This window comes from Micromonospora sp. KC606 (genome assembly GCF_004348675.1).
GTDB lineage: Bacteria > Actinomycetota > Actinomycetes > Mycobacteriales > Micromonosporaceae > Micromonospora.
On record NZ_SMKN01000028.1, the window covers coordinates 33,335 to 42,792 of the forward strand.

Consider the following 9,458-nt stretch of genomic DNA (forward strand, 5'->3'; position numbering starts at 1 on the left):
AGCCGCCCGACTGCACAGCCGATCCCACCGTGGGCCGCGTCACCCGTCCAGCCGCGTTCATGAGTTCTTCTCATACGCGAATCGGAAATGTCATAACTTGACCCCGTGAGCAACCGACCCCTCGCCGCCGCTGGTCGTTCCCTTCCGCTCCTGCGCGCCGGTCTGATCACCGGCCTCGTCGTCGCCGCGCTGGCCTATCCACTGGCCGCCGCCACCGGCCTGGGCGCCAAGGCCACCGCGCACGCCATGGAGCACAAGACCAACATCCTGCGCACCGCCATGCCGGCCGAGACGTCGTACCTCTACGCCCCCGACGGCAAGACGGTCCTGACCATGTTCTACGAGGAGTACCGGCAGTACACGAAGCTGTCGGACATGTCGCCGAACATCCAGCAGGCGATCATCGCCGCCGAGGACAACCGCTTCCACCAGCACCGCGGCGTCGACCCGAAGGGCGTCGCCCGCGCCTTCGTGGCCAACGCCCGCTCCAACGGCGTCTCCCAGGGCGCCTCCACCATCACCATGCAGTACGTCCGGATGGCGCTGCGGGACAGCGCCACCACCCCCAAGGAGGTCCAGGAGGCCACCCAGCAGACCAGCCTGCGCAAGATCAAGGAAATGCGCATGGCGCTGGACATCGAGAAGGAACTGACCAAGGACGAGATCCTTGAGCGCTACCTCAACTCGGCGTACTTCGGGCACCGGGCGTACGGCATCTACGCCGCCGCGCAGATCTTCTTCTCCAAGACCCCGGCCACCCTCACCCCCGTCGAGGCGGCCACTCTCGCCGGGCTGGTGAAGTCCCCGTCCGAGTACGACCCGATCACCTCCGACAAGAAGGCGGCGACCGAACGGCGCAACTACGTGCTCGACCGGATGGCGCAGCTCGGCTACCTCTCCCCCGACGCCGCCGCGGCGGCCAGGGCCGAACCCATCCGGACCAGGGTCACCGTTCCGGCCAACGACTGCGCCGCCATCGCCCCCAAGTACACCACCTGGGGCTTCTACTGCGACTACGTGAAGAACTGGTGGAGCGCCCAGCCCGCCTTCGGCGCGAACCGGCTGGAACGAATGGACAAGCTGCGCCGTGGCGGCTACCGGATCGTCCTGGCCCTCGACCCGAAGGTCCAGGCGGCGGCCGAGGAGAACGTCGGCGCCGAGGAGAACGTCGGCAGCCCGTTCGCCAACGGCATCGTTGTCGCCGAACCGGGCACCGGCCGGATCAAGGCGATGGCGGTCAACCGGACCTACTCTCTCGACCTGAGCGAGAACGGGCCCAGCTCCAATCCCGAGGCCGGCCCGAACGTCAAGGCCAACTACCCGAACACCGTCGCGCCCCTGCTCGGCGGCGGCAGCCTCCCCGGCTACCAGGCCGGCTCCACGTTCAAGATGTTCCCGATGCTCGCCGCCCTGGACGCCGGGCTGCCACTGTCCACCGCGTTCGACTCGCCGCACCGCTACCACTCCCAGGTGTACGACGGCTGGTCGCCCTCCAACGCCAGCGGCGCGATGACCGGACGGCAGACCATGTGGTCCGGCTTCGGCAAGTCGGTGAACACGTACTTCGTCTGGCTGGAGGAGCAGGTCGGCGCGGACCGGGCGGTACGCATGGCCGAACAACTCGGGCTGCGCTGGCGCACCGACGTGGACCGCGAGCACGCCTCACCGGCCAGGGCCAAGAAGTGGGGCGCGTTCACCCTGGGCGTCTCCGACGCCACCCCCCTGGAGATGGCCAACGCGTACGCCGCGGTCGCCGCCGACGGGCGGTACTGTGAGGCGATTCCGGTGAACTCGATCACCAGGCGGGACGGCACGCCCGCCACCTACCGGACCGCCAGCGGAATCGAACGCGAGGTGGCCAAGCCCCGGTGCCGGCAGGTGGTGAGCGCCGACGCGGCCCGGGCCGCCACCGACGCCGCCCGCTGCCCGACCGGCGACACCCCGGCCAGAGGCAGTTGCGGCGGCTGGTCGACCGCGGACAGCGTCCGGGGCACGGTGGGCCGCCCGGTCGCCGGCAAGACCGGCACCACGGACAGCACCCGGACGGCCTGGTTCGTCGGCTACACCCCGGAACTCGCGGCGGCCAGCTTCATCGCCGACCCGGACAACCCGTTCAACGCGGTGGGTGACGGGCAGTCCCAGATCCCCATCCACGCCGTGGCCAACACGCTCAAGTCGGCCCTGAAGCGCACACCGGTCCGCCAGTTCACCCCGCCGTCGGACCAGATCGTGGGGTGACCGGCGGTGGTTGCGGGCTCCGCCTCGGGAATGGTGCGGTTTCCGGCGCGGAGCCCGCCGCGCCCCGGCGCGCCGAACCGGCCAGGCCGAGTGCCGACCGCGACGCTCAGTGCAGGTCCGCGGCGACCAGGGACCACGACTCCAGATCGACCCGGGCGCCGCGGACGAACCCCGCGTTACGCAGCAGGCCCTCATAGCTGAACCCGGCCTTCTCGGCCACCCGGCGCGACGCCGTGTTGCCCGGCGCCACCCGCAGCTCCACCCGTTGGAAGCCGTGCTCCAGGATCAGCGCGATGGCCAGCGCGTCGACCGCCTCGGCGGCCAGGCCGAAGCCCCGGGCGTGCGGCGCGAGGGCGTACGACACCTCGGTGAGCCGGGCGCCCCAGTCGGTCCGCCGGGTCCACAGGCAGCCGACCACCCTGCCGTCCTCCCGGCGCAGCACCGCGTAGTGGTCGCCGTCGCCGCTGTCCCGGCGCTGCCGGGCCAGGTCGGTGCACCAGGCCAGCCCGTCGATCCGCCCGGCCGAGTCGGCCAACGGCAGCCACCGTTGGGTCTGCCGGTCGGCGAAGACCTCGTCGACCGCCTCCGCGTCCGCCGCGACGAGCTGGCGCACCTCCGAGCGCGGGGTGGAGACCGTCAGCTCCGGGAAGCGGCGCACCGCGACCTGCCCGATCACGCCAGGGCTCCGACGCCCTCGGCCTGCCGGGCCGCCGTGACCAGCCGGGCCGCCACCGCCGGATCCGCCGCCCAGTGCAGCCCGAGCTGCGAGGCGTGTACGCCCCGCCAGACGAAACCCTCCGGTGCGCCGCCGCCCCAGGACCACGCCGGGTGCTCACCGGCGCGGGGGGTGAGCACCGCCGCGTGCTGCTTGTAGCCCCGCACGGTCGCGCCCGCCTCGGCGACCACGCTGGCCGTCCGGGCGGTCGCCTCGCGGTAGCCGACCACCAGGCCGTCGCGGGTCACGCCGGTGGCGTCCAGCACCCCGCACATCGGCAGGCCGTCCAGCTCCCGGGACAGCCAGAGCAGACCGGTGCCCTCGGCCACCACCGGACGGCCGGTGCGGGCCAGCTCCGCGACCGCGATGCAGAGTCGGCGGTTGGCGGCAAGGTCCCGGGCGCACGCCTCGGGCAGGCCGGCGCCGACCACCAACGCCCGGGTGCCGGCGGGCAGCGCCTCGTCGCGCAGCGGGTCGACGGTGACCACCTCGGCGCCGGCGGCACGCAGCAACTCGGCCGTCTCCGCGTAGCTGTAGCCGCCACCCGGTCCACCCGCCAGCGCGACGACCGGGGCGGGCCCGGTCGCTGCCTCACCGGTGGCGGACCCGGCCGGAGCACCGGTACCGGTGGCGAGCGCCTGCGTCGCGGGCGACCACGGCGGGATCGACAGGGGCGGCGCGGACCGGCCCAGGGCGAGCAGCCGGTCCAGCTCGACGGTGGCGGCGACCGCCTCACCGAGCCGACGCACCGCCCGGGAGGCCTCGGCGTCGCGCCGGACCACCGGCAGCACCCCGTGCCGGCGGGCGGGCAGCACCGACGGCAGCTCGTGGCGGCGCAGCGCGCCGTAGACCGGCACGTCGATGTCGTCGAGCGCCTCGCGGAGCATCGTCTCGTGCCGTGGGGAGGCGACCTGGGTGAGGATCACGCCACCCAGCCAGAGCTGCTCGTCGTACGACCGGAATCCGTGCACGAGGGCGGCCACCGACTGGCCCATCGCGGCGACGTCCACCACCAGCACGACCGGGCTGCGCAGCACGGTGGCGACCGCCGCCGTCGACTCCTCGTCGGGGCGGCCGGAGACCGAGTCGTAGAGGCCCATCGTGCCCTGGACCACCGCCAGGCCGGCGCCGGCGGCGCCGTGCGCGAATAGCGGCCCGAGGCGGTCGGCCCCGACCAGCCGGGGGTCCAGGTTCCGTCCGGGCCGCCCGGCCGCCATCCCCAGGTAGGCGGCGTCGACGTGGTCCGGCCCGACCTTGAAGCCGGCGACCTCGACGCCGCGCTCGGCGAGCGCGGCGAGCAGGCCGACGGCGAGGGCGTTCGTGCCGTGTCCGGAGGACGGCGCGCTGAGCACGAGGCGCGGCACCGGGGTCATCATCGACTCCTCGCAGGCGACAGGAAGTGGCGCACGGACAACCGGGAGGAACCCACCCGGCGATCCGCTCGCGTGACCATACCCGCCCGGACCAGCCGGTGGCGGCCTCCTGGCCACCGGACCAGCTGGTGGCGGCCTCCGGGCAAGACCCACCCGGGCCGTCGCGACCGGTGGCGGTGGCCGAACGGGTAGCCTCGTGCTGTGTACCGGTTCCTGCTGACCCCCCGCTGGCTGGGCATTCTCGCGCTGACCCTGGTCGCCGCCGCGGTGATGGCGCTGCTCGGCGACTGGCAGCTGGACCGCTACCGGGAGCGCACCGCGGTCAACGAGCGCATCGACGCCGGCAGCCGGGGGGCCGCCGCGCCGCTGCGCGACCGGGTGCCGGCCCCCACCGGCGGCGCGGGCACGGCCGGTCCGGCCCCCGCCGAGGAGGACCAGTGGAGCCGGGTCACCGTCACCGGCCGGTACGACCCGACGAACGTGGTCCTGGTCCGCGGCCGGACCGTGGACCGCACCGTCGGCTTCGAGGTGATCGTCCCGCTGCTCCTAGCCGACGGCAGCGCCGTGCTGGTCGACCAGGGCTGGATCCCGCCCGCGCCGGGGGGCGGGGCGATGACCGCCCCGCGGGTGCCCGCCGTGCCCGCCGGCGAGGTGACCGTGATCGGCCGGGTGCATCCCACGGAGACCGGCGGCAGTGGGGTGGAGCGGCGCGACGGCCGGTTGGAGACCCGTCGGGTCACCGTCGGCAAGCTCGCCGCGCAGCTGCCCTACCCGGTGCACGGGGCGTACCTGCTGTCAGACGAGCAGAATCCGGCACCCGACCCGACCTTCAAGGCGGTGCCGATCGGGCACGCCAACAACTGGCAGAACCTCGGCTACGTCGTCCAGTGGTGGATCTTCGCGGGGATGACGCTGGTCGGCTACGCCTGGGTGGCCCGCCGGGAGGCCCAGCACGTGGCCGGGCCGGATCGGCCGAAGGGCCCGGTCGACCGGGCCGCCGAACCGGCCACGCCGGCCTGACCCGTCGGCCCGTCAGCCGCCGGCCCTTCCGGCGTGGATGGCCCGGACCATGTCGATGGTGTCCGCCTCGGCGGCGGTCTTGTCCTCCCGGTAGCGCACCACGCGGGCGAACCGCAGCGCCACCCCGCCCGGGTAACGGGAGCTGGTCTGCACCCCGTCGAAGGCGATCTCGACCACCTGCTCGGGCCGGACCCGCACCACCCGGTCGCCGCGCTCGACGGCGAGGGTGAGGAACCGCTCGGTCTGCCAGCGCAGCAGCTCGTCGGTGAGGCCCTTGAACGTCTTGCCGAGCATCACGAAGCCTGCGGTGCGCGGGTCGCGCGCGCCGAGGTGGAGATTCGACAGCCAGCCCTGCCGGCGGCCGCTGCCCCACTCCACCGCGAGAACCACCAGGTCGAGGGTGTGCCGGGGCTTGACCTTGACCCAGGCCGCGCCGCGCCGCCCCGCGTCGTACGGCGCGTCCGGCGCCTTCACCACGACACCTTCCTGCCCGGCGTCGAGCGCCGCCGCGAAGGCCGCGCCGGCCTGCTCGCCGTCGGTGACCTCCACCCGCCCCACCAGCAGCGACTCGTCGACCGTGCTGGCCAGCGCCGCCCACCGCTCCCGGCCCGGCCGGTCGATGAGATCCGCCCCGTCGAGGTGCAGCAGGTCGAAGAAGTACGGCGTGAGCACCGCGTTGCCGGTGGTCCGGGCGGCGGCGAGCACCGCCGGCGCCACGGGCGTGCCGCCGGTGGTGCTCGGCGTGGCGCGACGGGCGGCGCGGCTGGCGGTCTGCTGGAACGGCAGCGGGCGGCCGGTCGCGTCCAGCCCGATCGCCTCGCCGTCGAGCACAAGCTCCCGGGCCGGGAGCGCGCGCACGGCGGCCACCACCTCCGGTACCCGGGTGGTGATCTCGTCGAGGCTGCGGGTGAAGACCGCGATGTCGTCGCCCGAACGGTGCACCTGGATGCGGATGCCGTCCAGTTTGACGTCGACCACCGCCGGGGCACCGGTGGCCTCCAGCGCCGCGTCGACGGTCGGCGCGCTCTGCGCCAGCATCGGGGCCAGCGGTCGACCCACCCGCAACCCGAACCCGGCCAGCGCGGCGGTGCCCCCGGTGAGCGCGGCCACCGCGACGGCGCGCAGGTCACCGGCGAGTAGCAGGGCGCGGCGGACGGCGACGACCGGCACCTCCGCCGCCCGGGCGACGGCATCCACGAGCAGCCCCGCCTGCGCGCCCTGGCGCAGTTCGCCCCGGAACAGCCCGACCAGCAGCCGCTGCTCCTCGGCCGTGGCGGCGGCGAAGAGCGCGCGGAGCAGCTCCCGCCGGCGGACCTGAGAGCCGGGCCCGTGCACGGCGGCGATCTGCTCCACCGTGGCGTCGACGACCGCGACGGTCAGCGTCGGCTCGGTCGCCGGCGCCGGCAGGTCCCGCAGGCTGGCCCAGCCCACGCCGGTCTGCCGCTGGCGCAGCTCTCCGGCGAGGTAGCCGGCGCCGGCCGGCGCCTCGGCCGGGTCCAGTGACCGGAGGGCGACGGCGAGCAGCTCGACCTTGGCTCGCCGGCCGCTGGTTGCGGCGACGGCTGCGGAGGTGGCTGCCAGGTCGAGAAACCGCACGGCCTCATCCTGCCAGCCACCCCCGACTCCACCCGGGTATTGCCGTACCCGGGGGCCGGTTGCCGGGCAGTCAGGCGGACACGGGCTCCTCGACACGCAGGCCACGAGCGCGCACCCCGTCGGCGACCCGGGAGAGCACCGCGTCGAGGGCGACCAGCGCGGCGGAGAGCTCACCGAGCTGGTCCTTGAGCGTGTCCTCGGGCCACGCGGAGACGTCGATGTCCCCCAGAGCACTGACGGCGGCTTCGAGCCGCGACATCACCTCGTTCGTACGCATGTTCGAAAGGCTATAGCAGCCGCGCGCCCGACACACCGCAAACTCCGACATCCGCCTCAAAGTTACGGTTCCGCGACCTGGCGCGGCGGCACACGCTCCCGCCCGGGAGACGCTCCCACCGCCCCGGCGGCACCGGGGCCCGTCGACTCAGCCGGCGCGCCGGGCGGCTTCGGCGACCTTCGCCAGCAGCAGCGCCTCGGCGAGGCACACCCGGGCGAACTCGCCGAGGTGCAGGCTCTCGTTCGGGCCGTGCGCCTGGGCGTGCGGGTCCTCCACGCCGGTGACCAGGATCGCCGCCTCCGGGAACATCTCCTGGAAGGTGGCGATGAACGGAATCGAGCCGCCGAGACCGATGTCGACCGGGTCGGTGCCGTCCCAGGCGATGCGGAACGCCGACCGGGCGGCGTCGAACATCGGGCCGGTGGCGTCAATGACGCACGGGGCGCCATCGTGCTCGAAGCTCACCGTGACCTGGGCACCCCACGGGGCGTGCCGCTCCAGGTGGGCGCGGAGCGCCTCGTACGCCCGCTTCGGGTCGTCGCCCGGCGCCAGCCGTACGCTGAGCTTGGCCTTGGCTGCCGGGACCAGCGCGTTCGGCGCCTCGGCGGTGGCCGGGGCGTCGATGCCGAGGATCGCCAGCGCCGGCTTGGTCCAGAGCCGGTCGGTGATCCGCCCGGTGCCGAAGAACGACGCTCCCGCCACCAGCCCGGCCTCGGCACGGAACCGGTCCTCGGGGTAGTCGACGCTGGCGCCCTCCCGGCCGACCAAGCCCTCGACGGCCACGCTCCCGGCGTCGTCGTGCAGCGTCGACAGCAGTCGGACCAGCGCGGTCAGCGCGTCCGGCACCGCGCCGCCGAACATACCGCTGTGCACGGCGTGGTCGAGGGTACGCACCTCGACGAAGCAGTTGACGATGCCGCGCAGCGAGGTGGTCAGCGCCGGCACACCGATGTCCCAGTTGACGGAGTCGGCGATGACGATCACGTCGGAGGCGATCTCGTCGCGGTGCGCGGCGAGCAGCGACTCCAGCGAGTCGGAACCGTACTCCTCCTCGCCCTCGACGAACAGGACCACACCGACCGGGAGCTGGTCGCCGAAGGCGCGCAACGCGGCGACGTGCGCCAGGATGCCGGCCTTGTCGTCGGCGGCGCCCCGGCCGTAGAGGCGGCCGCCCCGCTCGACCGGCTCGAACGGGTCGGAGTCCCACAGCGAGAGGTCGCCGACCGGCTGCACGTCGTGGTGGGCGTACAGCAAGACGGTGGGCGCACCGGGCGGGGCCGGCTTCGTCCCGATCACCGCCGGCTGGCCGCCCGAACGCACGATCTTCGTGTCGAGGCCGCAGCCGCGCAGCAGCTCGGCGACGGCCTCGGCGGAGCGCTCCACGTGCGAGTGGTCGAAACCCTCGAAGGCGATGCCGGGGATACGGACGAGGCGTTCCAGGTCGGCCCGCACCCCGGGCAGCGCACGCGCGACCGCGGCCCGGACGTCGGACTCGGACATGATCGGAGTGGTCATGACCGGCATCGTATGCCGCCCTTACCGGTGCGTACCCGCCCTGTCCGCCTGCCGGCCAGGCGCAGGTAGTAGCGGTCGGCGTCGTGCGGCAGCCGCGGGGCGCCGTCGACCAGCAGCTCCGCGTGCACGGCGGTGGCGTCCGTGGCGAAGTGAACGCGCTCCCCGGCGTGCCAGCGGCGCAACTCGGGCAGGATGCCGGGTCCGTCGCGCGCCACCGCCCGGGTCAGGCGCAGGTCGGCGGGCGCGGTGACGAAGACCGCCAGGCTCAGCTCCGGGCGGATGACCGCCCGCGCCGCGCTCACCCCCTCCAGCAGCAGCACCGGCGCGACCGGCACCGGCACCGGTCGGGGCAGGAAGGCCCGCCGCGACCAGTTGTAGCGGTGGTACGCCCCCGGCTGGGCGGCCCGCAGCGGAGCCAGCACGCCCTCCTCCAACCGGGGCCAGAAGGTGAGCTGGTCGTACCAGCCGTCGAGCAGGTCGTCGGTGTGCACCACCGGTGGCCGCCTGCCGCCGGCAAGCGCGGTGAGGGCGTCCGCGAGGCGCGCGGTGAAGTGGCTCTTGCCCGCGCCGCTGGGCCCGTCGACCGACACGAGTCGGGTACGCCCCAGCCGCGCCGGCCGGGCCAGCACCCGCCGGGCCAGCGTCGCGTACGCCTCGACCACCGCCACCGTCACGGATGTGACGCTAGTGGGTGTCCCCCGTGAGCCTGGTTCGACCGTCGGGG

At 74.3% G+C, this 9,458-nt stretch carries 7 protein-coding genes and 1 pseudogene; 2 read left to right on the plus strand and 6 right to left on the minus strand.

What is annotated here, in order from left to right:
* Positions 1–105: 105 nt before the first annotated feature.
* Entirely contained in the window at positions 106–2,238 is a 2,133-nt protein-coding gene (locus tag E1193_RS09505) for a transglycosylase domain-containing protein (RefSeq protein WP_132182260.1), read from the plus strand.
* 106 nt (positions 2,239–2,344) lie between these two features.
* On the opposite strand, the gene E1193_RS09510 is transcribed toward E1193_RS09505, so the two are convergent.
* Both E1193_RS09510 and E1193_RS09515 read right to left on the minus strand, forming a co-directional pair.
* Positions 2,345–2,914, minus strand: coding sequence for a GNAT family protein (locus E1193_RS09510; RefSeq protein ID WP_132182262.1), 570 nt, complete (start codon positions 2,912–2,914; stop codon positions 2,345–2,347).
* Entirely contained in the window at positions 2,911–4,326 is a 1,416-nt protein-coding gene (locus E1193_RS09515; RefSeq protein ID WP_132182264.1) for a cobyrinate a,c-diamide synthase, read from the minus strand. The genes E1193_RS09510 and E1193_RS09515 overlap by 4 nt, the downstream gene beginning before the upstream one ends.
* A gap of 201 nt (positions 4,327–4,527) precedes the next feature.
* On the opposite strand from E1193_RS09515, the gene E1193_RS09520 reads away from it, so the two are divergent.
* The gene (locus tag E1193_RS09520; RefSeq protein ID WP_243707460.1) at positions 4,528–5,346 is read left to right on the plus strand and encodes an SURF1 family protein; all 819 of its coding nucleotides are present in this window, start codon (positions 4,528–4,530) and stop codon (positions 5,344–5,346) included.
* A gap of 12 nt (positions 5,347–5,358) precedes the next feature.
* Here the strand turns inward: E1193_RS09520 and E1193_RS09525 are convergent, their stop codons facing one another.
* The 4 genes and pseudogenes from E1193_RS09525 to E1193_RS09540 form a co-directional block, all read right to left on the minus strand.
* Positions 5,359–6,942, minus strand: a complete 1,584-nt coding sequence (locus E1193_RS09525; RefSeq protein ID WP_132182267.1) for an ATP-dependent DNA ligase — start codon at positions 6,940–6,942, stop codon at positions 5,359–5,361.
* 70 nt (positions 6,943–7,012) lie between these two features.
* Entirely contained in the window at positions 7,013–7,219 is a 207-nt protein-coding gene (locus E1193_RS09530; protein WP_132182269.1) for a hypothetical protein, read from the minus strand.
* 147 nt (positions 7,220–7,366) lie between these two features.
* Complete coding sequence (locus tag E1193_RS09535; RefSeq protein ID WP_207922644.1) at positions 7,367–8,719, minus strand: dipeptidase; 1,353 nt, start codon at positions 8,717–8,719, stop codon at positions 7,367–7,369.
* Positions 8,712–9,458, minus strand: a pseudogene (locus tag E1193_RS09540) (hypothetical protein); the annotation flags it as partial. The pseudogene E1193_RS09540 and the gene E1193_RS09535, both read right to left, overlap by 8 nt.

Bases quoted from the DNA above. Each gene is read 5' to 3' on its own strand.
- E1193_RS09535 (WP_207922644.1), bottom strand. From the start codon at position 8,719: ATGTCCGAGTCCGACGTCCGGGCCGCGGTCGCGCGTGCGCTGCCCGGG.
- E1193_RS09515 (WP_132182264.1), bottom strand. From the start codon at position 4,326: ATGACCCCGGTGCCGCGCCTCGTGCTCAGCGCGCCGTCCTCCGGACAC.
- E1193_RS09530 (WP_132182269.1), bottom strand. From the start codon at position 7,219: ATGCGTACGAACGAGGTGATGTCGCGGCTCGAAGCCGCCGTCAGTGCT.